The following is a 23,523-nucleotide window of genomic DNA, read 5'->3' as shown; positions in this document are numbered from 1 at the left end:
TCAATACTTGAATATATTTTGTTTCTCTTCGCCTAAAAATGGCGAGGCGCATACTCCAACTTCGGGCTTGATCTAACTCCTGACTCCTGACTCTATCCTCCTGACTTCAGCCCGAAGGGCGTGGTAAAAAGTCATAGCTATATGCTTAGATTTCCTGATAGCTCACATTCCGCAGAAAAATTTAATTTCTTCGTGATTTTTTGAGCAATTTAGTCTACACACTTTAAGAGATAGAGAATACAGCGATTTTAGAAACAGAATAAGAACTAATATATTATTTGGTGTTTTTGAAGATTGGCGATTGCTATAAACGGCTATATTCAAGCAAATTCATTTAATTATTTCCTTGAGAAAATTATCTGCGGAATGTCAGTGATAGGTAACCCATTGGCGAAATTTTACAAAAATCAAACTTAATATCTTCTGCACAAATTAAGGTAGCTCTTCGCGATCAAAAAAGATATCAAGAATTAAATCTAGGGAATCTTAAACATGGAGCTTGTTATGACGACACAACTCTTCTTGATGCCTATTTCAATCCGCTTCAAGAAGGTATGAGGTATACAGGAACAGAAATTTACACTCCTAAAATTTTATTACCCTAAAAACTCTCAGGAATTAGTCGGTTTTTAGTCTTACGAATGTTGATAAGTCTGAAACTTACGCAATTAAAGGCAAAATTAAAAGTTTGAGCTATGGGAAATAGGCAATTATAGGCATTGTTATGAATCTGAGTACATCAATCCTGAACTCAATAATTTTAGGTATTTATCCTCATTAGAGATATTTTTTACTTTGATAATCGATAATTTGTATTACTTATTTTTAGCTATCTATTGAGAAAAGATAGCAAAAGATGTAAGATTTGTTTTTGAATCGAATCAAACGCTCTAACTTTAAGAGCCTAAATATTAGTCAATAATCAATGAGCAAATTTACAAGACGCTTTTTCTTGGGGACTGGTGCAGCTACCGCAGCAGTAGCAGCTAGTCAGCTAGTCAAAACTAAACCAGGATTAGCCCAAACCGAACAAATTAATCTTTATTCTTCTCGTCACTACAACACAGACGATCAGCTATATGACATTTTCACTAACCAAACAGGAATTCAAGTCAATTTAATTGAAGGGAAAGCTGACGAATTAATCGAGCGTATCAAGAGTGAGGGAGCCAATAGCCCAGCCGATATCCTGATTACAGTAGATGCTGGTCGTTTGTGGCGAGCAGAACAAGAAGAAATTTTTGCACCAGTATCGTCTCAAGTCTTAACTGAAAAAATACCTGCTAATCTGCGTCATCCCAATAACCTTTGGTTTGGCTTTACCAAAAGAGCGCGGGTCATTATGTATAACAAAAATACTGTCGATCCTGCTCAACTTTCTACCTACGAAAATTTAGCCGATCCCCAATGGAAAAATCAATTAGTTATTCGCTCTTCTAGCAATATTTACAATCAGTCTTTGGTAGCTGGATTAATTGAAGTTCATGGGGAGCAAACAGTAGAAGAATGGTGTAGAGGAATAGTTGATAACTTTGCTCGTCCTCCTGAAGGTAACGATCGAGCGCAAATTGAAGCTGCTGCTGCTGGCTTAGCAGATTTAGCTGTGGCGAATACTTACTATTTACCTCGTTATGCCAAAGATACCGATCCTGCCAAGCAGGCTATTTTTGAACAAATTGGGGTATTTTTCCCCAATCAAGATGAGCGCGGTACTCACGTTAATATCAGTGGTGGCGGTTTAGTTAAGAGCGCGCCTAACAGAGAAGGTGCGATCGCATTTTTAGAATATTTAGTCAGCCCCGCAGCCCAAACTTTCTTTGCTCAGGGAAATGATGAATATCCTATAGTAGCAGGAACACCAGTCGATCCGATTGTGGGCAGTTTCGGCACATTCAAAGAAGACGCAACTAATGTAGTCGCTTATGGTGCTAATAATGCTTTAGCAGTACAAATTATGGATCGGGCTGGTTGGAAGTAATCCGCCAAGTCTTGCATCATCATGAAATAGTTAAGGCTGACGGGGAGACTAAGAGATTTTTTTCTTTTTTATTTCTTAATGTTGACCGCAATTATGCAACACCTCAACAACCAACTAAGCTTCTATGAGGTCTTGGTTAAGATAATTTACTTTTGACTAAAGCCTGAATTTTTTTACCGTCAGCTTTACCTTTTAACTGTTTCATAGCTGTTCCCATCACTTTCCCTAAATCTTTAGCAGAAGTTGCGCCCACAGAAGCAATAATCTCATCTAAAATAGATTCTAATTCGCTATCATCAACTTGTTTGGGTAAGTAAGTTTCTAAAATAGCTAATTCTTGCTGTTCTTTCTCTGCTAAATCTTCTCTTCCTGCTTTTTGATATTGTTCAATAGAATCACGACGTTGTTTTGCTTGTTGTGCTAGTAGTTCAATTTCTTGCTCTTCTGTTAGGCTATCTTGTCCTTTGGGACGTAGAGCCACTTCTTTTTCTATAATTGCTTTTTTGATACCTCTGACGGTTTCCAGACGAATTTTATCTTTCGCCTTCATAGCTGATTTGATGTCTTCCCCAATACGTTCTTTAAGGCTCATATTTTTATTATTCTTAATTCCAAATTTTACCTCATCCACTGTAGCGTAATCAGGAAATAAGATTTTTTGGCGATCGCTTTACAGTTATTAACATCATTTTAATTTTCTTTTGTCCTCGACTCAAGAATTCTGTAGATATCTTACAAAACTAACGATGCAATTTATGGGTCAATATTTAGAGAATAAACCACCAAGCAAAGAACACTTACAAAAATGCGTAGATTTTTTTCATGAAAATGGTTATTTAGTAATTCCTAATGTTTTAACTCCAAAAAGATGCCAAGAACTAAGAGATGATTTGGATCGTGATATTGCTCAACATCCTGAATTAAACAATCGCAAGTATTATTTCAGTCATCGGATGTTTGAACGCTCTCAAGCTAATTTAAACTTATTTGAATTAGAACCAATGATATCTTTTGCGGAAAAACTAATTGGAGAAGCTAATGGTCAGGGAATGGCAAAAAATATAGGAATCCCAAACTCTAATACTATTCATGTAATCCACAATAACTCTTTTGTGGTTTTGCCTAAAAGCCCAGGTTTAGCTAATAGTAGTTGGCATCAAGATGATAGTCCCCATATACTTTCTCTTGATGGAAAACCAATTAAAAATGTGCGACTTAATGTGTTAGCTTTTACGATTAATTTTTACTTAACTGATGTTCTAAAAGTTGAAAATGGCTGTACGCAAGTAGTTCCTGGCTCTCATTTATTCGGCAAAGTCTGTCCATCAGATGTTAGGGGCTATAAAATTGATAGCTGTTTGGCACCAATTGGTTCGGTTGTTTGCTTTAATAATCAGGTATGGCATAGAGGCGCGCCAAACTTATCCAATCGCCCGAGATATATTACTCAAATAACCTATGGAAAAAGATTAGTTGGACATAAATATTATCCTTTTATGAATTATCAAATGCCCGAACATTGCTACAAAAATGCTAGCCCCCGACTAAAAACTTTATTGGGTTTTTTACCCAATGGTGCTTATGGATAATCAAATTAAGAAGCATGAGCTATGGTCTGATTGGTTAACATTTCCACCGCAGCTTTATATTGCACATCTTTTTCTGTGCCAATTTCTGTATAAAGAATAGGTGCTTCTTGTTTAATCACGCGATCTGGTTCTATGCCCAGCTTATTAATATCTTTATGACTGGGAGTTTCGTATTTAGCCACAGTAACAGCTATTCCTGCACCATTGGGAAGTTCAAACAGAGATTGAATTAATCCCTTACCAAAAGTTTTTTCTCCCACTAAGGAAGCTCTACCATTATCTTGTAGCGCACCAGCTAATATTTCACTAGAACTGGCTGTACCAGAATTTACCAGCACCACCAGTGGTGCATCGCTGAGTAATGCTTCATTAGAGTCAAAACTACCCAAAGTACCTTGACGGTTAACTGTGTAAACAATTGTGCCTTGATCTAACCAAAGGCGAGCCACTTCGACACCTGATTGCAATAAACCCCCAGGATTGTTACGTAAATCTAAAATGTAAGACTTGGCACCTTCTTGTTCGAGTTTAACTACAGAATGGGCAATTTCTTGGGCTGCATTAGCACTAAACTGAGTCAGACGTACATAACCAATCTGATTTTTCCGATCTAACTTAGCATACACGGGATTAAGTTCAATGCGATCGCGAATCAATCTCACATTTTGAACTGATTCATCTTCATGTTTTTGAACTCTGAGGGATACTTCAGTCCCTATTTTGCCCCGCATGGTGGCTGCTGCTTCATCTAGAGTTAGGTTTTTTGTATCAATACCATCTATTTCTAAAATGTAGTCCCTTGATTCAATTCCCGCCAATGCTGCGGGAGAACCTGCTAACGGTGAAATCACCTGTACTAATTGGGTTTGGGGGTCTACATTAATTTGTAAACCAACTCCTGAAAGTTCTCCAGAAGTACTAACCTGTAAGCTACGATACTGCTCTGGTCTTAATAGCCTGGTAAAAGGATCGTCCAGGGTAGCCAACATCTCATCGATCGCATCATAAGCCTCATCACGGTTTTTCATCGGCTTTTTGACTAACTTTTGGCGTAGTAACCACCAATTCTGATGATTAAAAGTTTCATCTACATAAGACTGGTTAACAATACGCCACGACTGTAATAGTAGCTTTTGTTGTTCTGTAAAAGCCTGCGCTGGTGTAGGAAGCCAAACCAAAGAAAATGTACACCAAACAAATACCAGCAAAGTAACCCAAAAAGCTTTTTTTAGCATGAGACAGATGACTTAATAATTGAGCGTTAATTTGACGGGAGGAAATGAGGGAAGACCCCGCGTTATGCGGAGCGGTATCCTTTAGGACGCTGTAAGTGCGTGACCGAAGGAAATCCTTTAGGGTGACCGAAGGGAATCCTTTAGGGCAAGCGTCCGACTTAAACTGCGCGGGAAACCCACGCAGTCGCGGACTTGGGAATGCTTCCCGATGCTCTGGTCGCCAGAGCATATTCCGAGAGCGAGTGTTGACCAAGAGGGATTCTCTTGATTAGAGAGCATATCCAATTGCAGTGTTGACTACTATTACTTAGTGTAGTGCAGCTATTCTTAACTAATTGTTACTAATTTCTTAGTAAATTTACCGCAATAAGGAAACCCTAACTACAAAAGGGAAATACTGCCATTGTAGACTATGAATATGTGGTCGCGGTACAATCTAAGATTAAAAGACCACACCATAGCTTAAAGCTATGTTACATTTTTTAAAGGGAAATAAGGATGCTAGCACTTTGTAGCTAGCAATTCTGTCACGACTCGCGCGTTCCTTAGATGAGGAAGGGTCAGAAGCCCGCATGGCGCGAAAGACATTTATCCCCATCGCATTTGGGGGTTTATGCCCGTCGTTTTGGGTGCAAGGGAACGTCCTCCAAGACAATCTCATTAAGATAGCTCATCAACCGCACAACGCGGTTAATATGGAAGTAGAATAGCGCAACAGCCTTGCAGGAGTGTTTCCCGACCCAGAGGACTGTTGTAAGACAGCTTCTTAGCCAGAAGTGTTTCCTTCCGTCATAATATTCATAATTATTCTTTGTTAGCTAATTAAAGCTTCATGTTCACTAAACAAGTAACAGACTCAAAAGTTTATAAGTGGTTTGACGAACGCCTTGAAGTACAGGCGATTTCTGATGACATTTCCAGCAAATACGTACCTCCCCATGTCAATATTTTCTATTGTCTTGGTGGCATCACTTTCGTTTGCTTTTTAATCCAGTTCGCTACTGGATTTTGCATGACTTTTTATTACAAGCCTACTGTAACTGATGCTTTTGCTTCCGTACAGTATTTAATGAACGAAGTTAACTTTGGTTGGTTGATTCGTTCCGTGCATCGCTGGTCTGCCAGCATGATGGTTTTGATGATGATCCTTCATACTTTCCGCGTTTATCTGACTGGTGGTTTCAAAAAACCCCGTGAGTTAACTTGGATTACTGGAGTAATTATGGCAGTAGTTACTGTCAGCTTTGGTGTAACTGGCTATTCTTTACCTTGGGATCAAGTGGGTTATTGGGCGGTCAAAATCGTTTCTGGTGTACCTGCTGCTATCCCCATCGTAGGCGACCAAATGGTTGAATTACTTCGTGGTGGTGCTAGTGTTGGTCAATCAACTTTAACTCGTTTTTATAGCCTACATACGTTTGTCTTGCCCTGGTTAATGGCAGTGTTTATGTTAGGTCACTTTTTAATGATTCGTAAACAAGGCATCTCTGGTCCTTTGTAAATCTCTCTTGACATCAGGCGACTTAGCTCTAGCTTTGTCGTCTACAATTTTTTTAAGAGATAGATTGCAGTTATCTAAAATCTAAATTTTAATTGAAAAAGCTCCGACAGCATAATTATTGAGTATTATCTGCTGATTCCGAGTTCATTAAGGAGAAACTAAATGTCCACATTAAAAAAACCCGATCTTAGCGATCCTAAATTACGCGCTAAGTTGGCTCAAGGAATGGGTCACAACTATTACGGTGAACCCGCTTGGCCTAACGATCTATTGTATGTTTTCCCTGTTGTAATTTTGGGAACTATCGGTTTAGTAGTTGGTCTAGCTGTTTTAGACCCCGCATTAATCGGCGAACCTGCCGATCCTTTTGCAACCCCTTTGGAAATCTTACCTGAATGGTACTTATACCCCGTTTTCCAAATTTTGCGTATTCTTCCTAACAAACTATTAGGAATTGCTTGCCAAGGTGCTGTACCTTTAGGCTTAATGTTAATTCCTTTCATTGAAAGCGTTAACAAGTTCCAAAACCCATTCCGTCGTCCTGTAGCTACTACAGTATTCTTATTTGGTACTGTTGTAACTATCTGGTTGGGAATTGGTGCTACTATGCCTATTGACAAATCTTTAACTTTAGGTTTGTTTTAAGACACTAAGCAATCATAATCTTTTAATTAAGAATAACGCTTGCGATCGCTATTTGAGAGTTTTTTTATTTTCTCAGGTGATTGTAAGCGTTTAATTTTTTCAAGCAAAATCCTGAAATAAGATCGCTGATAAAATAGAGAGGAGATTGACATCACTGAGATTGGCATCATTGAGGTGGACACCTAAGAGTATGGCAACAAAGAGGTCGAGTCTTATATTGGGATGATCTTTTAGCCACTAATTCCAAGCCTTTACTCCTTGTTCCAGTTTTTCTAAATGCTTCTGGTCTGCCATACCTGTTTTAGATAATGCATTTCAAGGAAGTCTAGCAAAGATATATATGGTAGTGTGGCTTTGAAAGTGAGCAATAGCAATTATTCTAAGGCAGCTTCAATACCAGCTTTGGCAATGTTGAATATGGGATTATCGACGGCTTCGGCGAGGGCTTCAATTCCCATTGCTTTGATAACTTTGATTGGTTTTTGCCAACGATTAGGATTGTTGGTGATTTCTTCTATTACTTTTGCTCCTACTACCATTTTTTCTGATGGTGTTTTAGTAGGATAAGTTTTAGATAGTTGCTCTAGAAGTTGTTGAATTTCGGCTGCTGCTTGGGTTAAATTTTGTGGTGCTGCTTCGTTATATTCCCCAGTAATTATTCCTCCTGAGATATCACCTTCATTGTTAACTATTCCCGCTTTTTCAGTTTTAAAGTATTTGTCAATTTTGGTTTCCTTATTATTAGTCATGTTGTTTGTTCGTTGTTGATTAGCTAAGTAGTTGTTGACATTAATTTGTTGATTCGCTCTGAGTTTAATAATTTCTAATAGCTCATTTTTCTCTTGACGATTCAAAAATAATTCTTCACGTTTGATATTTAACTCTTCATGTAAAAACTTGATTTGTTCTTCTTTGGCTTTCACCATTGGTTGATATATTTGCTTGAAAGACCTTTCAACTTCTCCTTTATCCGTGTCAGGAGAAACACCAATTTCGATTACAAAAGAGCCATCACCAGTGTTTTTGATTCCTTGAACTATAGGAAATTGACGATCGCCATCTTGAATTTTGAGCTTTTCTTCCTCCTGAAGTTTCTGAAATGATTCGAGGAATACTTGCCAATCAATACCTTCTCCGAAATATAAATCGACTGTTTCTAATATCTTCTGATAGCGTTTGGTAAACTCCCCTGGGGCAAAGATGTTATAAGGATCGTGAGGTCTGCGATCGCTATAAAAAGACTTTTGTTTTTCTTCAAAATAAATCTCTTTCAAATAGATATAGTCGCACTTCACATTTTCCAGGTTAGTTTTACTGTTAATATTCCAATCTTCGATACAAGCACCAGTTAGGGTTGCACCTGCAAAATTAGTATCCAATGCTTGAACTCTTTTGAGGATGGCACCAGAGAGCTTGATATCACTGAGATTAGCACCAGAGAGCTTGACATTACTGAGATTAGCACCCGTGAGATTGACATCACTGAGATTAGCACCACTGAGTTTGACATCACTGAGATTAGCACCAGAGAGGTTGACATTACTGAGATTGGCACCAATGAGATTGGCACCAATGAGATTGGTACTAGTGAGATTGGCATCACTGAGATTAGCACCACTGAGGCGGGCGATATAGAGGTTAGCACAACTGAGATTGGCACTAGTGAGATTGGATCTAGTGAAATTGACACCAAGGAGTTCGACACCACTGAGATTGGCACCACTGAGATTGGTATTATTGAGGAGTTTAGCAAAGAGGTCGGGTCTTATATTGGGATTATCTTTTCGCCACTGATTCCAAGCCTTCACTCCTTTATTCAGCTTTTCCAGATGCTCTTGGTCTGCCATACCTGTTTGATCTAATGCACTTAGTAAGAAGTGTAGCAAAGATATATATGCTAGGATTCTAAAATTGATATGAAGATTGAAGGCAATGGTTACAAAGAAACAAGACAAGCCCAAGCGGAAACCCAATAACCCCACTGGAAAAAATCAATATGCTGCGGGTAAAGGATTAGGAGAGAAAAATGATTCTTTTTTATTGAGACTTTCCAGTAAAGATAAGCAGAAATTTAAGAAAGCTGCTAATAAGAAAGAGATGAACCTAACTAACTGGCTGATTTCCGTGGCATCGGAAGCAGCAGAGTCGTAAATTAGGGGCGCGAAGTTAAAGACGATTATAGATCGAGATGAGGGATGAATATTCCACGATCTTTTACTCAGGGCGATCGCATTATACCGATCTAAAAATGATCTTAACAACTAATTTCAAATCACTAAAATACTTAAATTTTTTTAATTATTTCATGAAAGCATAAAGCATTTAAACTAATTGTTGCAACGGAGAGAGGGGGATTCGAACCCCCGTCAGGAATAAACCTGAAATAGTTTTCGAGACTACCGCATTCAACCGCTCTGCCATCTCTCCTAGGTCTACCTGGTTATTTTACTGAAATTGGAGCTATTTTGACTACTATTTACCACAAAGTATTGTTACGTTTTGCTTTTTCCGTTGCGGTGATAAATCCTGTATGGGGTGTCCAACTGATTGTACCTTGGCGATCTGTGGTATAAAATTGTAAAGACTTGTTAAGGTTAGTCGGTGGCTCGATCTTTTTTGCGATCGCTACTTTGCCCTCAAAGTTATTTAATGTTGCATAATCTAGCTCTTGACCCAACCACAATAAGATATTTTGTTGTTCAGATTGTGTTGTATTGAGAGATGAAAGTTTATTTGTAATTAACCATCGGTCATTATTGATGTTTAGTTGCAAAGTATTGGAGTTATTTACGGTATTAATAGCAAGAGAATTAGTTGTAATAGTAGAATTTAATTCGATAGGAATAGTGGTTTTCTGCTCCATTTTATCTAAAATGAGATCGCGAAGCGCCTCGGCGGAGCCGAGATCGCTATTTTTGTTACTTTTAGCGAGATCGCTGCCATAAATAAATAATTTTTTAATAGCTATTTGAGATTGTAGTGTTGATAATATCTGTTGATAATTTTGCCTGGGTTCTAAGCTCATTACTAAATAATCGAGTTTATTGATTCCCTGACTGGCTAAAAAAGGCAAAATTGTATATTTAATAGACTTAGATTCTGTATTATTTATTAAAATTACTTTTCCACTATTTTGAATAATGATAGATGGCTTATTAGAAGTATCTAAAATAGTAATTTGGGACAAATTAGCCTGTTGATACCGTAGAGGAATAATTGTAATGCCAATAATAATTAGCAAGATAAGATACCAGTTATTTTGACATTTTTGATTGAAGATAGTTAAAATAATTAAGCCATAGATAATCAACAGTAACAATAAAGATATTTCACCAATTGCCAAGGTACTACTAGGCAAATTAGTAAAAAATTTGGTGATAGCAATTAAGAGTAAAACGGGATATTTTAATACCCAAGTGATGTAACTTCCTAGAGATGGAACAATTAAGGCGATCGCACTAGTTAACATTCCTCCCAAACTAACAATAGTTATTAAAGGTGTCGTAATTAAATTAACAATAATACTGTAAGTAGCTATGGTGTTAAAAGTATAACTAATTAGTGGTAAAACCCAAATTGAAGCAGCCAAAGGAACAGCGATCGCAGTAGCAAGATTAGAAGGTAGCCAATCTAATTTATCTTCTAAAATAGGTAAGGTAAGAATAAGTCCTAAAGTGGCTAAAAAACTCAACTGAAAACCCAAATCCCAAATCCATAAAGGATTAAGTAATAATATAAATGTTGCTGCTAATAGTAATGAGCCTAATGGTCTAACTTTTGCTTTGTTTGCCATAGCAACCAAGACAGCAAATCCCATGATAACTGCACGAATTACCGAAGGAGAAAAACCAGTCAAACCAAGATAAATTAATAAAGTAACTACACTAACTATTAATTGTTTTTTCTCATCTAAAAAATTAGTTAACTTTAAAATAACTCCTAGTAAAAGAGAGACGTGAAAGCCCGATGCTGCAAGTATATGAGCCAAACCATTTTTAATAAATAAATTCCGAATATCTTCGGGTAAATCTACCGCCCTTCTTCCCAAAACCATTGAGCTAACTAACTGTCCTAGAGGACTACCTAAACCCTTAACTTGGGCGCGTATAATTCTCTTTCTGAGAAGATACCAACCCCATTTTGGCTCAGATTTTTCAACAGTCTTAAATCCTGTTAATCCAGCAAATGATCCGCGATCTCTCAGATATTTTTGAAAATTAAATTGTGTAGTATTATTAGGAGCTTTTGGTTTATATAAAGCCCCTTCAATAGCAAGTATGGTTTTAGGATAAATATTATTACTTTCTAGTAATGGTAAAGTAATATACAGCTTCCCTGATAATGTTTGAGAGTTATTACTATTTTTTTCTTTTGCTTCTTGAGCCTGTAACCAAAATGTAATCTTATTGTTGCTATTTAATCTTGGTTCGGTTAACACTTTACCTGTTACTGTTAATATCTGAGACTTGTCTGAAGTTACAAGATGGCTAATATCATTTTGTTGGGGTTGCGGTATACGAAGGTTAAAATAAACTGTTGCTAAAATTGCAATAAAAAAAGCACTTAACCAAACATTGTTGTTAATCTTTAACTTGCTATAAAATTTAGCTATTATTATTAATAACGCTAAAATAATTGCTGTTTTTAGAAAAACTAGACCAGAAAAATTATTGGTAGAAAAATAAAATAATCCAGTAGCCAATAAACCAATAATATAAGCCAAACAAATAATAATCCAGCTATAGCGATTCATTTAAAAAAATAAATATTGAGAAACAAAGAACAATAGTCTAGTTCATCAAATAAAAAACCGCTACAAATCAAAAGAATAAAGAAGAGGTTTATTTAAGATTTATTCATTTTTTTCTTTGATCTCAATTTTTTGCCACACTACCGAATGAAACAGCCCTACTCTTTAGGACTAACAATTAAAGCTTCAAACCCAGAAACAATATCGAGTAATTCTTCTGTAATAGTAGTTTGACGCTGATGATTAAACTGCATATTTAGTTCGGTTAGACGTTCGGCAATATTTTTTTCTGCTATCTGCATTGCAGCTAATCGGCTGGTATGTTCGCTTTTCAATGATTCTGCACAAGCACGATAGAGAGAAACAAAAAAATACTGACGAAATAAAGCTGCTGCTAAATTATTCTCGTTCATCGTAAAAGTCGGCAAACTGCGAGACTTCCATTGTTCGCATTGTAAGCTTTGTAGCCATTCTAAATTGAGGGGAAAAATTTGTAAGTCTGCGGGATGATAAGTAGCACTGTTAGTGATTTGGTTGTAAACAACTGAAATTTGCTCTATCTGATTTTCCTGTCGCCATCTTTCTAAAATTAAAACCATTTCTTGAACAGTAGATGTAATTCCCTCAATAGAACTTGGTAAGGTAAAACAAGCTTCACATCTATATCCTGCTGCGATAATGCGATCGCCTACTCTAGAACCAATAGCTAAAATAAGTTGATTTTCAGCATCAAGCGACCGACTTTCTAGTTTTTTAATAGTGTGATTGGCAATTCTTTCATTAAACTGACCGCACATTCCCCAATCAGAACCAAAAACCACTGTTCCCACACGATGATTGGTAATAGATGTTTTTTTCAACAAAACTTTTGGTCGCTGCTTGAGTAGAATCTGTAATCCCATTTCTATGGTGCGATTGTATTCAGTCAATGATTGCACAGCTTTTTCATATTGATGAATACTGACTGCTGCTAAGGCTTTCATCGTCTTGACCACAGACTGCAAGTCTTGAGCCGTAGTAATCTGATGTTTGAGTTCTTCAATAGTTGCCATTTCTTAAACAAGTTAGTTGATTGAGGTGGTTAGTAGTTAGTAGTTAATTATCTTTCTTACTTTAATTATTGCAAAATCAAAGGTTTAGGGAACTATAGGAATAGTTCGTGTATATTCCCAATTAAACTAATGGATAACAAAAAAGCTCTCGAAGAAATTTTGTCAGAACGCAATAAATTTATTTTAATTGGCTTAACTGGTAGAACTGGTTCTGGTTGCACTACAGCCTCAAATATTTTAAATAAGGAAAAAATAAATTTTCCCGATCCAGAACAGATAAGAACTAATGGTAAAGCATTTTACGAAGAACTCGACGTTTATAGATACACTATTTTAAAAAAATATGCTGAAGCAAATTGGCAGAGTTTTTTTACAATCAAAGTTAGTGATATAATATCAATATACTTATTTCAACTAAGTAAAACCAAGTTGATTGAATTCATTTATTACAATCAAGAAAAATATGATAATAAAGACAAAATTCCAAAAGAATCAATAAAGAATATTGTAAATAAAATCAAAGAAAAAAACAAAATATTCTTTAATAAAATCAAAGAAATTAGTGATATAACTATTTTCTCTGAAAAAGATTTATCGTCAGAGCAAATAAAACATCAATTATTTATTCGATTAGCAAAACTTGTTAGGAAGCTGACGCGAGATTTCAAGCAAGAACTAAAGTGTATTGATGAGACACTTTATGTATCAATCTATCAAGCAGCAGGTAATTCAATTAGAAAATTAGGCAAGGTAGATATTAATTATAAAGAAGCTTCATTTGATACATCAAAAATTTTTCACTTACCAGAAACACTTAATAGAATAATTAAAGCTATTAGAAAAATCAAAGATAGAGCTTTTATTGTTATAGATGCTCTTAGAAATCCTTATGAAGTTAGTTTTTTTAGAGATAGATATGCTGCATTTAAGTTGGTTGCTGTTAATGCTCCCGATCAAGATAGAAAAAAATATTTACAGCAGGTTCATAAATTTAATATAGATCAGCTAGATAAATTAGACAAAAATGAATCTGGACAATGGAAAAGTCTTGAAGATAGATTTACTGTTCAGAACGTAAAAAAATGTATTGAAATGTCAGATATTCATATATTTAATCCTAGAAATGAGCTAAAAAATCATAATATCTTGGCATCTCAGTTAGCATGGTATTTTTCGCTAATGCATCATCCAGGATTGGTTTCACCAACTTCTATGGAAAGATCGATGCAAATTGCATTTAGTGCAAAGACTAATTCAGGATGTATATCTAGACAAGTGGGAGCAGTCATAACAGATAATGAAAATTCTATTAAAGCAGTAGGTTGGAATGATGTACCCAGTGGTCAAGTTCCCTGTTCTTTAAGAAGCGTATATGGTGCATTGAATCATTTTGATGAAAGAATTTATAGTCATTATGAAAGGAATAATTCGGAGTTTCGCAAAGCTTTAGAAGAAAAATATAAAGAGAATATTGAACCAAAAAATAATTCTTTACGAGGTAGAAATTTATCTTACTGTTTCAAAGAGATAAAAAATTCAATTAAAGAAGAAAATAATCAAGTTCACACTCGTGCTTTACACGCTGAAGAAAATGCATTTTTACAGTTAACAAAATACGGTGGAATTGGAATACAAGGTGGAAAACTATACACTACAGCTAGCCCATGTGAATTATGTGCCAAGAAAGCATATCAATTAGGAATTAAAGAGATTATATTTATCGATCCTTATCCTGGTATTGCCAAAGAACATATTTTGCAGAATGGAAAATATCCACCCACACTTACCCAGTTTCATGGTGCTGTAGGTCGTGGCTATCATCAATTGTATGAAAGTGCGCTTTCCTATAAAGATGAGCTTAAGTTCTTGTTATAGATGAAATTTTCTGAATATTTTAATTGTCCTGCATAACTTGCTCAACAGTATCTTCAGCAATATTTAACAAATTAGTGAGATCGCTTTCATTTAATTGCTCTCCCACTTCAATTCTTTGACACACATCAGGTAATTTTTCTCTAACAGCTTGACGTATCGAGTTTTCCACTAACTTAATCTTTTCCACAGGAACAGTATCAAAGCTCCCCTGAGTAGCAGCTAGTAACACGGCGATTTGTTCAGCTACGGGAATAGGTTGATATTGATTTTGTTTGAGGATTTCTCTAACTCTTTGACCTCTTTCAATACTTTTTTGAGTTGCTTCATCTAACCGCGTACCAAAACGAGAAAAGGCTTCTAATTCTTCAAACTGAGAATAGGATAAGCGTAAATCTCCAGCTACAGCACGATAAGCAGGTAATTGAGTTTTACCGCCGACACGAGAGACAGATTTTCCTACATCAACGGCAGGTAAAATACCTTTGTGAAATAAGTTAGGGGTGAGATAGATTTGACCGTCAGTAATAGAAACTAAGTTAGTAGGGATATATGCCGAAATATTCTGTGCTTCTGTTTCTACTATCGGTAAAGCTGTCAAAGAACCACCTCCGAATTCGGGACGCAGATGAGTAGCACGTTCTAAAAGACGAGAATGAATGTAAAAGATATCTCCTGGAAAAGCTTCTCTTCCAGGTGGACGACGCAATAATAAAGATAATTCTCGATATGCTCTTGCGTGTTGAATTAGATCGTCATAAACAATCAAAACATCTTTACCCTGTGACCTGAAATACTCTGCCATGGTAGTGGCTGCATAGGGGGTAATATATTGTAAACCTGGGGGAGTTTCTCCTCCTGCCACCACAACTATACAGTAATCCATTGCTTCTCTTTGGCGTAACTCAGCAATCAGTTTTGCTACTGCCGAACTTCTTTGCCCGATTGCACAATAAACACAAATAACATCTTTGCCTTTCTGATTGATAATTGTATCTAGAGCGATCGCAGTTTTACCCGTAGCGCGATCGCCTAAAATTAACTCCCTTTGTCCTCTACCAATGGGAATCAAGGCATCAATAACTTTTATCCCCGTTTGCAAAGGTACAGTAACAGGTGCGCGCTGCATTATTCCTGGTGCTTCTCTCTCTACTGGAAGCCTTTTTGCTGTAGAAATTGCCCCTTGATTATCTAATGGACGACCAGTTGCATCAATAACCCTACCTAATAACTCTTCTCCTACAGGTGCATCCAAGACTCTCCCTGTCCGTAATACCTCACAACCTGCTTTTAAATCTTCACTGTCATCTAATAAAATAATTCCTACTTCATCGCGATCGAGATTGTAAGCCATGCCATAGCAATTCCCTGGAAATTTTACCAATTCCTCTGCCTGCACGCTAGGTAAACCAACAGCCCTGGCAATTCCTCCACCTAAATAGGTTACAGTTCCTACTTCTTCAATCTGTAACTGAAGGTTATGCCGATCTAAAACCTGCTGAGAAATAGCAACAGTTTCATCTAGAAGATTTTGCCAGGATAGGGAATGAATATCTGTCACAATGTCTTTTTGAAATTACTTCTAATATAGATAGTGCAAAAGTTTGAGGATGTTGTGAATATTCGCAATATACCAAAGATAACTCTAAAGATTAATATTCAAGCGGTCGCTATTGCTCACAAAATAATATTTATGCTACTTGGTTATTATTCTCTGTCAAAATTTTGGCTGTGGCTGTTTCTAACTCAGTTAAATAGTGTTCTAAATTCCAAGAAATCTTATAACCGCGATCGCGCAATTCAATGCCACAGATAAAATCTGTTACTATTTCAAACTGCACCTCGGCATTAGCAGCAATTTGTTCTCGAATAGCAGTAATTACACGCTCTTTTTTCTCTTCAGGAATTGTAAACGAACTACAGATGTTAATTATATGGCGAGGATTGGGAACTGGCGCGGTGTTAATGGTATTTTTTTGAAGCTCATCGAGGTTATACAAGCGATCGATAAATGTTTCGATAATTTGTGTTTCTAAATTAGCATTGGCTAAATCTGATAAAGCTTTTCGAGTCGTTATCGCGACTTGTTGGCTCAAGCGATCGCGTAATTCACAAGTAAATTTTTGCCGATCTTGTTCTAAATTCGCATACCATTGGGAACGAGCTTGATTTACTTCAGCTTGTGCTTGCTGAGTTAATTTTTCTTTTTCCTGCTCTACTTCTTGTTTGGTTTGTTCTAACCAGGCTTGCTTTTGTGATGCTAACTCCTGTTGTTTTTGGAGATATAATTCTTTTTCTACTTCAGCATCTTTCTCTTTTTCTGCTGCTGTGGCTAACTGACGTTCAATTCTCTGCGATCGCGCTTCCATTGCCTGAGTAATGGGTTTATATAAAAAACGCTTCAGCAAAGCAACCAAAATTAGAAAGTTAATGATTTGAGCAATAACAACAAAAGGATCGATTAACATAACTTGGTTAGTGGTTAGTAGTTAGTAGTTAGTAGTTAGTGGTTAGTAGTTAGCGGTTAGTACTGATCGTGCTTTATTACTGATTACTGATTACTGATTACTTATCCACCTGCTTTCTCGATAAAGTAATTCCAAAAGGGATTAGCAAAGATCAAAATTAAAGTAATTACAAAACAGTAAATAGCTGTTGATTCTACTAATGCCATCCCCACAAATAAAGTACGAGTAATATTTTTAGCTTCGTCTGGTTGCTGAGCGATCGCATTTAATGCCTGTGCCAAGGCTTTACCTTCTCCCAAGGCTGGACCAATAGAACCAATAGTAATTGTTAATCCTGCGGTTACGATTGATGCCATACCAATTAGTGCGAGATTATCCATAGGTATATTGTTATTAGTATTGATAGTAGGGGCGATGTGCCTTTACAGTGGTTAATTATTATTCGTTAGTTGTCTGAGTGGCTGCTGCGATGAAAACCATGGCTAAAATGGCAAAAATATATGCCTGAATTAATCCCGTTAGTATTCCCATAGCTTGCATAATGATGGGGAAAAATAACGGCGCGATCGAGAGTAAAATACCAACAATCATTGTGCCACTCATAACGTTACCAAATAGACGTACTGACAAAGAGATCGTGTTAGAGAACCTACTAATAATATTAAACGGCAGCATGAAAGGAGTGGGCTGAAGATAGTATTTTTTAAAGTAACCCATAAATCCTTGTTTTTTAATGCCATAAAGAGGAATAGCAAAAAAAACACATATTGCTAGGGCAGCCGTAGTGGAAAGCGAACCTGTAGGGGGTTGATAGCCTGGAACAATACTGAGAAGATTAGAAACAGCAATAAAGATAAATAGAGTTCCCACAAAAGGAGTATAAGGTTCTGGTTCTTGTTGGCTAACTTCTTTAATTTGATTGCCGATTCCTAACACCAAAACTTCTAAAAGATTTTGTCCCTTAGAGATTTTGGTAGATGCCGATAGTTTACGAGTAACTAACCAAGAACCGAAAATCAATAAAACCATGATCAGCCAAGTAAAAACCAAAGTGGCATTGATCGTAATTATGCCTCGTTGCCAGAAAATAATTTGGTCTGGAGTTAAATTCATATATCAGGTTTTAACTTGATGTAATTTAAGTTCAATATTCTGGTTGTTTGCTAATTGCTAATAGTTATTTTCTCAGCCTCATGATTAGTTGCATTAGATGATCGCGAATGTGCCAGCAAAGCAAATCTCGATTAAATCAGCATGATTGCTATAGTTCTAACCATTAAAAATCCTAGACAACCAGTCAATAAGGTAATTACGTTATATAGTTCGGTATTGCCACCAATAATTAAAGATAAAACAAACATACTTATTCCCAATCTCAATAAAAAACTAGATAACATTAATCTGTAAGGGTGTTTGGTTACAGGTAGCTGCTGCACCGTCAGCCACAAACCACCAAAGTAGAACAATCCCAAACCAGAACCCACAATAAAAGCAATGATTGATGTCAAATTTTTATTTCATTCTCAACAGTTTGCAATAATCTTAGACAGAAAATTTGAGGAACTTGTGAAATCATTCAAAAATCACAGATCTGGTATTGTTCAACCTCTACTTAAAGATTAATTAATTTCAGCTTATCGTTTTAACTGAGTTTTTCTTTAGCAATGGACGCAATAGCAATGGAGAGGTAATACAAGTTATTGCCGAAACCAAAATCATACTGGTGAAAATTTGTGGCGATACTGCCCAATATCCCAATTGTCGCCCTCTTTCCATAATTACCATGGCAATTTCGGCACGAGGAATCATGCTAATACTTAGTAATAAGACACTCGTTTTATCTGTAGTTAGAAAGAATAGCGGGTAATCCTGTACCTACTACCTTCCCTAAAATTGCCACAATCAAGAGAATAAAGACTGGGAATAAGTTCGAGTTGAAGCAGTTTAGAGGCTGTCAAAAAACCCAGGATGCTACTAAAAGAGAGATTTCCTAACAAAATAAAGCTAGCGCGAGGTAATTGACGTATTAACCCCGCTAAATTACTTTCTAAACCAACACGAAACAATAAAGAGATAATGCCCAACTCGGCTAAAAAAGCATATACTTCTCTAACTGAGGGGGTTAGAAAATACATTCGGCTATTTACAACCCCCATTCCTATTCCTAAAAGTAGATAACCAACCAAAGGAGGTACGCCAAGTCGATCTAAAACAGCTTTAATTAGAATAGCGAGAATGAGGGTTACTCCCACGAGTAAAACCAGAAACAGCAGTAAAGTTTCTCCTTCAATCACTTTGACTCTCCTTAGCGATCCAATACCAAGCATTGAAACAGCCCAAGGCTACACCAATTACTAGTAGCATGAGAGTCCAAGAATATTTACTCTGGATATGGGTATCGATCCAGACACCTAAACCAATACCTAGCAAAGAAGGAATAGCCACCGACCAACCTACCATGCCAAACATACCCAAGCCAAACCAGATGTTTTTAGCTTCTCTTCTGGCTTTAAGTTTGCGATCGCTTTTAGTAGAAATTTGACGTTGAAAGTTTTTTTTATCCATGTCCCAACTCCTTAAAATGGCGCATCATACTCGCTTCAAACTTTGCCAAAACTGAACGGGTTAGTTTTTCTTTTTCGTCTAATATCTGAAACTGTTGCGCTACGGTTTGCTGGAGAGTTTCTAAATTATTTCCCTCAATTGCATTACGAGTAGATACTAAAACTTCTCGATCGCATTTGACTAAAATCCCTTCATCTACAGCGACAAATATTTCTTCTTCTGTTTCAACTGTATAGCTAAGTATTCCTGGGGCTAATGCAGTCGCAAAATCAATATGATGGGGGAGCAAACAAAAATGACCATTTTCTGCTTCAGCGATTACTTTGGTGACTTCGCGATCGATTAGTACTTCTGTAGGAATTAAAACTTTCAACTTCATCCTAATTCAAGAGATTCTGCGAATTAAAAGCTATTCTGACAGCAGTTTGTGAGCATAGTGTGATGCTAAAAATAATGCTCTACAAAAGCTCGATAAATTCCTCTACTGTCAGTTCTGAATCTCGTAATATTTTACGGAGTAAACCTTTGCCAATAGTTTTGCCTTATGAATAGGAACAGTCACAACACGATTATCTTCATGTTTCATCCTCACATGACTTCCTTTCTGTCTCACGGCTTGAAAGCCGATCTTTTCTAGAACTTTCATAACTTCGCTGGCTGTAACTACTGGAAGTTTAGGTATTAGACAACAATTTTCTGAATTCCGACAAACTCTGAACTTGATTCCTCAGTTGCTTCTAACATACAGAGTTCAATTACTTCCTTCATATTCGCCATTAATTCATCAATTGTTTCCCCTTGGCTATAACAAGCTTTTAGTTGTGGCACTTCCCCCACATAGTATTCATCTTCATCTCGCTCAATAACTACATAAAATTCTTTTTTGGTTTCGGTCATAAAATTATCTGCATAAAAACCATGACTGCTAGTATTTTGACATATTTTGTAAATACAGCATTGACAAAAGATTGCTGATTATAATGATTCTGGCATGAGTAAAGTTAATCTAGATTCACTAATAGAAAATTTGGATTCTAAACAAATATCGAATTTATTCTTCTTCATTACTAGAATATTCGTTTAATCGATTTACATTATCAACAATATCTCTCAAATTTATTTGAGGTGTCATAATGTTTTTTAATTCTTTCGCATTAAATTTATAGCTTTCTACTATTTTGCTCATTTCCTTACTTAATTCAGTGAACGGATTAAGTTGCTGATCTATCAATTTTTTTATCGCAATCTGATTTTTAAGATTAATTCTGGGCATCATAACTTTTTCTAATTCTTTTGTATTGAATCTATAATTTTCTAATACTTTATCTACACCTTTGAATGAATTAATTTGTTGACTTGATAAATTTCTCAAAATGGATGCAGTATCAGATTCTGTGCTTAATCTAGAATTATTTTCTGTTGTAGGAGAAATGTCTTCACCTTCGAGTCTAACTTCTTCTGCTTCCTCTATTGTTTCTGGCTGTTCGTTCAGTTTTAAATAATCTTCGGCATACCTCAAAAAACGATCGCCAGTATACATCCAGAAATCCACATTAGCTTCGTTTTTCATTTCCTCTATTAATTCTGTTCTGGGACTAATTGTTTGTCCTTGATGTCTCTTCCACCAATCGTCTTTATTGTCGTCGGTAACAAAAATAATCGGTTTGTTTTCAGTTTTTGCATACTCTATTATTTGAAGCCATAGAATAGCATCACCATATTGCTTTTGATCTACAGATTTGTTTTTATCTTTATAGCCTGGTGGTATGTTTTTTTCAAAACGAGATTTACATTGTGTATGAACTTCTTTTAGCTTGTCTTCGTCATGTGGGCTTCCAATTTTATCTTCAAACAAATCGCCTATTTTTTCTCTATAAATATCATTCTCAATTAGGTTTGGGTATTGAGATTTTGTTTCCTCTAGAGATTTTAATATTCTTTTGTTTGCTCTTTTTGTTGTGTCAATAAACTTTTTATCATCAACCAATGAAGTAAATGAATGACGTTTGCGATATGGCTCAATAGCTGAGTTAAGTCTTGCCAAATTCTCATTCAAGACCTTTTCTATTTCTTCATAAGGTTTTAACTGATGAGAAATAACGTTTAATCTTTCCTCTTGATATTCATAAGCTACTTGGTATGGCAACCAAATTCGAGCCTGTAGCAAATCTAATATTTCAAATAGCCTTTCTCTTGTCTTCTCACTGTAACGATAAACATTTAGCAGAATATTGGTGTCGAAGACAAAAATACATTCATTCCATAGCTTCTGAAATTCTTTTTCACTAGGTTTATAGTGACCAGGAAACAAATTTTTCATCATTCACACTTACGCTAAACTGGGAAAATATGCACAAAAAGCTATTTGACCAGCTATAAATATAACCTAAGAATGCTGATACTGGTTCTTGTACGGATAGCGTGGTTTGAAAGTATATTATTTTTCGACCTCATCAATACTACCAATCATATATAAAGCCTGTTCGGGATAGTCGGAAAACTCATCATTTAAAATACGATCGCATCCATCCAAAGCATCTTCAAGCCTTACTATTTTCCCTTCTAAACCTGTAAACTGTTCGGTGGTAAAAAAGGGCTGAGTCAGAAATCTTTCCAATCTACGGGCGCGATATACTATTTGTCGTTCGCTTTGGGCTAATTCTTCTAGTCCCAACATGGCAATAATATCTTTTAATTCTTCATAGTTAGCTAGGGTTTGACGTACTGTTTGGGCAATTTGATAATGGCGATCGCCAATTACTTGAGGTGTTAACATCTTAGAATCAGACTGAAGAGGATCGATCGCAGGATACAGTCCTTCACTTACGCGTTTGCGAGATAAAACAATAGATGCGGAAAGATGAGAAAAAGTATGTACCGCAGCAGGATCGGTAAAGTCATCGGCAGGAACATAGACAGCCTGAATGGAAGTAATCGAACCCGATGCAGTATTACAAATGCGTTCTTCTAGTTCCGCTAACTCTGTAGCTAAAGTAGGTTGATAACCGACTCTGGAAGGCAATTGTCCCATCAAACCAGAAACCTCTGAACCCGCTTGAATAAAACGAAAAATATTATCAATAGTTAGGAGAACATCTTTATGTAAATCATCGCGGAAATATTCTGCCATAGTTAAGGCTGCGTGTCCGACACGAAATCTTACTCCAGGTGATTCGTTCATCTGTCCGAATACCATGACGGTGTTATTTAGCACTCCCGCTTCTTTCATTTCACGATACAGTTCTTCTCCTTCCCGCGATCGCTCACCAATACCACAAAAAATACTCACTCCCTTGTAGCGACTGACAACATTATTAATTAACTCAGTAATTAAAACCGTTTTACCTACCCCTGCACCCCCAAATAGTCCTGCTTTTCCGCCTTTTTCCAAAGGTGCGAGAACATCGATCGCTTTAATTCCCGTGAGAAAAATATCTGTCGTAGTAGCGCGATCGCCCAAAGGAACAGGTGAGGCATGAAGCGATCGCCATTGACTAGCTGATAGTTGCTCTCTACCGTCGATAGTTTCACCAAAAACATTGAACATTCTTCCTAAGTTAGCTGTCCCTACAGGAACTTGAAGAGGATGACCAGTATTATTAACAATTGAACCTCTGGCTAATCCTTGAGTTGGAGTAAGAGCGATCGTTCTGACCACTTCTGAACTAAGATAGGTCATTATCTCTAGGGCTACCCGTTTATTTTCCCCTGCTGTTAATAAACTATGGAGTTCTGGCAATGAATGAGAAAATAAAACATCAACTACGCTACCGCGAATAGAAATTACTTTACCTTGATTTATTATCATACTGATAGCCATTTGTGGGAATTGTCGCCCACCTGAGTCTTTTTGATAACCGATCTCCGA

Annotated in this window: 22 protein-coding genes, 1 tRNA gene and 1 pseudogene; 6 read left to right on the top strand and 18 right to left on the bottom strand. The window is 36.5% G+C overall.

Annotated features, from left to right (window positions below; translation table 11 throughout):
- The first annotated feature begins 925 nt into the window (after positions 1 to 925).
- Complete coding sequence (locus H1P_RS05820; RefSeq protein ID WP_144865044.1) at positions 926 to 1,978, top strand: Fe(3+) ABC transporter substrate-binding protein; 1,053 nt, start codon at positions 926 to 928, stop codon at positions 1,976 to 1,978.
- A gap of 136 nt (positions 1,979 to 2,114) precedes the next feature.
- Here H1P_RS05820 and H1P_RS05815 read toward each other — a convergent pair whose 3' ends face one another.
- On the bottom strand, positions 2,115 to 2,570 hold the full coding sequence (locus H1P_RS05815; RefSeq protein ID WP_144865043.1) for a GatB/YqeY domain-containing protein: 456 nt from the start codon (positions 2,568 to 2,570) through the stop codon (positions 2,115 to 2,117).
- Positions 2,571 to 2,733: 163 nt separating this feature from the next.
- Here H1P_RS05815 and H1P_RS05810 point away from each other — a divergent pair, with 163 nt between their 5' ends.
- The gene (locus H1P_RS05810; RefSeq protein ID WP_144865042.1) at positions 2,734 to 3,567 is read left to right on the top strand and encodes a phytanoyl-CoA dioxygenase family protein; all 834 of its coding nucleotides are present in this window, start codon (positions 2,734 to 2,736) and stop codon (positions 3,565 to 3,567) included.
- Between the two features lie 5 nt (positions 3,568 to 3,572).
- Here the strand turns inward: H1P_RS05810 and ctpA are convergent, their stop codons facing one another.
- On the bottom strand, positions 3,573 to 4,802 hold the full coding sequence (gene ctpA, locus H1P_RS05805) for a carboxyl-terminal processing protease CtpA (protein WP_144865041.1): 1,230 nt from the start codon (positions 4,800 to 4,802) through the stop codon (positions 3,573 to 3,575).
- A gap of 832 nt (positions 4,803 to 5,634) precedes the next feature.
- On the opposite strand from ctpA, the gene petB reads away from it, so the two are divergent.
- Both petB and petD read left to right on the top strand, forming a co-directional pair.
- Positions 5,635 to 6,303, top strand: a complete 669-nt coding sequence (petB, locus tag H1P_RS05800) for a cytochrome b6 (protein WP_144865040.1) — start codon at positions 5,635 to 5,637, stop codon at positions 6,301 to 6,303.
- Between the two features lie 162 nt (positions 6,304 to 6,465).
- Positions 6,466 to 6,948, top strand: a complete 483-nt coding sequence (gene petD, locus H1P_RS05795; protein ID WP_144865038.1) for a cytochrome b6-f complex subunit IV — start codon at positions 6,466 to 6,468, stop codon at positions 6,946 to 6,948.
- Between the two features lie 374 nt (positions 6,949 to 7,322).
- Here petD and H1P_RS05790 read toward each other — a convergent pair whose 3' ends face one another.
- The gene (locus H1P_RS05790; protein WP_144865036.1) at positions 7,323 to 8,795 is read right to left on the bottom strand and encodes a pentapeptide repeat-containing protein; all 1,473 of its coding nucleotides are present in this window, start codon (positions 8,793 to 8,795) and stop codon (positions 7,323 to 7,325) included.
- Between the two features lie 85 nt (positions 8,796 to 8,880).
- On the opposite strand from H1P_RS05790, the gene H1P_RS05785 reads away from it, so the two are divergent.
- Entirely contained in the window at positions 8,881 to 9,099 is a 219-nt protein-coding gene (locus tag H1P_RS05785; RefSeq protein WP_144865034.1) for a hypothetical protein, read from the top strand.
- A 189-nt stretch (positions 9,100 to 9,288) separates the two neighbouring features.
- Here H1P_RS05785 and H1P_RS05780 read toward each other — a convergent pair.
- The 3 genes from H1P_RS05780 to H1P_RS05770 form a co-directional block, all read right to left on the bottom strand.
- Positions 9,289 to 9,375: transfer RNA gene (locus H1P_RS05780), tRNA-Ser, on the bottom strand.
- A 49-nt stretch (positions 9,376 to 9,424) separates the two neighbouring features.
- Positions 9,425 to 11,701 (bottom strand): ComEC/Rec2 family competence protein, encoded by a 2,277-nt coding sequence (locus H1P_RS05775; RefSeq protein WP_144865032.1) that lies wholly within the window; start codon positions 11,699 to 11,701, stop codon positions 9,425 to 9,427.
- Between the two features lie 155 nt (positions 11,702 to 11,856).
- The gene (locus H1P_RS05770; RefSeq protein ID WP_144865030.1) at positions 11,857 to 12,750 is read right to left on the bottom strand and encodes a F0F1 ATP synthase subunit gamma; all 894 of its coding nucleotides are present in this window, start codon (positions 12,748 to 12,750) and stop codon (positions 11,857 to 11,859) included.
- 129 nt (positions 12,751 to 12,879) lie between these two features.
- On the opposite strand from H1P_RS05770, the gene H1P_RS05765 reads away from it, so the two are divergent.
- Positions 12,880 to 14,625, top strand: coding sequence for an anti-phage dCTP deaminase (locus H1P_RS05765; protein ID WP_144865028.1), 1,746 nt, complete (start codon positions 12,880 to 12,882; stop codon positions 14,623 to 14,625).
- Positions 14,626 to 14,644: 19 nt separating this feature from the next.
- On the opposite strand, the gene H1P_RS05760 is transcribed toward H1P_RS05765, so the two are convergent.
- The 12 genes and pseudogenes from H1P_RS05760 to atpD form a co-directional block, all read right to left on the bottom strand.
- On the bottom strand, positions 14,645 to 16,183 hold the full coding sequence (locus H1P_RS05760) for an alternate F1F0 ATPase, F1 subunit alpha (protein ID WP_144865026.1): 1,539 nt from the start codon (positions 16,181 to 16,183) through the stop codon (positions 14,645 to 14,647).
- Between the two features lie 130 nt (positions 16,184 to 16,313).
- On the bottom strand, positions 16,314 to 17,090 hold the full coding sequence (locus H1P_RS05755; RefSeq protein WP_144865024.1) for a F0F1 ATP synthase subunit B family protein: 777 nt from the start codon (positions 17,088 to 17,090) through the stop codon (positions 16,314 to 16,316).
- A 101-nt stretch (positions 17,091 to 17,191) separates the two neighbouring features.
- Positions 17,192 to 17,470 (bottom strand): F0F1 ATP synthase subunit C, encoded by a 279-nt coding sequence (locus H1P_RS05750; RefSeq protein WP_144865022.1) that lies wholly within the window; start codon positions 17,468 to 17,470, stop codon positions 17,192 to 17,194.
- A gap of 58 nt (positions 17,471 to 17,528) precedes the next feature.
- On the bottom strand, positions 17,529 to 18,203 hold the full coding sequence (locus H1P_RS05745) for a F0F1 ATP synthase subunit A (RefSeq protein WP_144865020.1): 675 nt from the start codon (positions 18,201 to 18,203) through the stop codon (positions 17,529 to 17,531).
- Between the two features lie 131 nt (positions 18,204 to 18,334).
- Positions 18,335 to 18,598 carry an ATP synthase subunit I gene (locus H1P_RS05740; protein WP_144865018.1) on the bottom strand — a complete coding sequence of 88 codons (264 nt, stop codon included), beginning with the start codon at positions 18,596 to 18,598 and terminating at the stop codon, positions 18,335 to 18,337.
- Positions 18,599 to 18,937: 339 nt separating this feature from the next.
- Positions 18,938 to 19,384 (bottom strand): cation:proton antiporter domain-containing protein, encoded by a 447-nt coding sequence (locus H1P_RS05735; RefSeq protein ID WP_222426946.1) that lies wholly within the window; start codon positions 19,382 to 19,384, stop codon positions 18,938 to 18,940.
- The gene (locus H1P_RS05730) at positions 19,377 to 19,655 is read right to left on the bottom strand and encodes an AtpZ/AtpI family protein (RefSeq protein ID WP_144865016.1); all 279 of its coding nucleotides are present in this window, start codon (positions 19,653 to 19,655) and stop codon (positions 19,377 to 19,379) included. The genes H1P_RS05735 and H1P_RS05730 overlap by 8 nt, the downstream gene beginning before the upstream one ends.
- On the bottom strand, positions 19,648 to 20,034 hold the full coding sequence (locus tag H1P_RS05725) for a F0F1 ATP synthase subunit epsilon (protein ID WP_144865014.1): 387 nt from the start codon (positions 20,032 to 20,034) through the stop codon (positions 19,648 to 19,650). The genes H1P_RS05730 and H1P_RS05725 overlap by 8 nt, the downstream gene beginning before the upstream one ends.
- 79 nt (positions 20,035 to 20,113) lie before the next feature.
- Positions 20,114 to 20,337: pseudogene (locus tag H1P_RS05720) on the bottom strand (type II toxin-antitoxin system HicA family toxin).
- On the bottom strand, positions 20,337 to 20,552 hold the full coding sequence (locus tag H1P_RS05715; protein ID WP_144865012.1) for a type II toxin-antitoxin system HicB family antitoxin: 216 nt from the start codon (positions 20,550 to 20,552) through the stop codon (positions 20,337 to 20,339). Before H1P_RS05715 ends, H1P_RS05720 begins: the two are co-directional and overlap by 1 nt.
- 154 nt (positions 20,553 to 20,706) lie before the next feature.
- A complete protein-coding gene (locus H1P_RS05710) occupies positions 20,707 to 21,978 on the bottom strand; it encodes a PIN domain-containing protein (RefSeq protein ID WP_144865011.1) in 1,272 nt (423 codons plus the stop codon).
- Positions 21,979 to 22,092: 114 nt separating this feature from the next.
- Positions 22,093 to 23,463, bottom strand: coding sequence for a F0F1 ATP synthase subunit beta (gene atpD / locus H1P_RS05705; protein WP_144865048.1), 1,371 nt, complete (start codon positions 23,461 to 23,463; stop codon positions 22,093 to 22,095).
- Positions 23,464 to 23,523: the final 60 nt, after the last annotated feature.

The organism is Hyella patelloides LEGE 07179 (assembly GCF_900659865.1).
GTDB lineage: Bacteria > Cyanobacteriota > Cyanobacteriia > Cyanobacteriales > Xenococcaceae > Hyella > Hyella patelloides.
The sequence above is the reverse complement of the archived record's forward strand: the minus strand, read 5'-3'. Positions and strand labels throughout refer to the sequence as shown.